Consider the following 359-nt stretch of genomic DNA (forward strand, 5'->3'; position numbering starts at 1 on the left):
TTTCTTTACCTCAAAAAGTAAAGAAGTTTCTATAATCGGGAAGTAGCTCAGCTTGGTAGAGTACTTGGCTTGGGACCAAGGGGTCGCAGGTTCGAATCCTGTCTTCCCGACCATCGATTTCTTGAAAAAAGATGGTTGACATGAATGTAACGCACATGATATATTGGAAATCTGCTGTTACTAAACAAATTGCAGATTGGTTGAAAAACACTTTAAAAAAGTGTTTGACACCTGAAAGTGGATGTGCTAACATGAAGTTCCTGCTAGTTTAGCAGAACTAAAAATGCTCTTTGAAAACTGAACAGCGAAAGCGTTAATGAGTCTATCATTAAATGATTTGCCAGCTTTGAACCAGTAAT

Annotated in this window: 1 tRNA gene; it reads left to right on the top strand. The window is 37.9% G+C overall.

Annotated features, from left to right (window positions below):
- Nucleotides 1-36 precede the first annotated feature (36 nt).
- A tRNA-Pro gene (locus tag HPY28_RS30195) sits at nucleotides 37-113 on the top strand.
- Nucleotides 114-359: the final 246 nt, after the last annotated feature.

This window comes from Brevibacillus sp. HB1.2, from assembly GCF_013332495.1.
In the GTDB taxonomy this organism is placed as follows: Bacteria; Bacillota; Bacilli; order Brevibacillales; family Brevibacillaceae; genus Brevibacillus; species Brevibacillus porteri.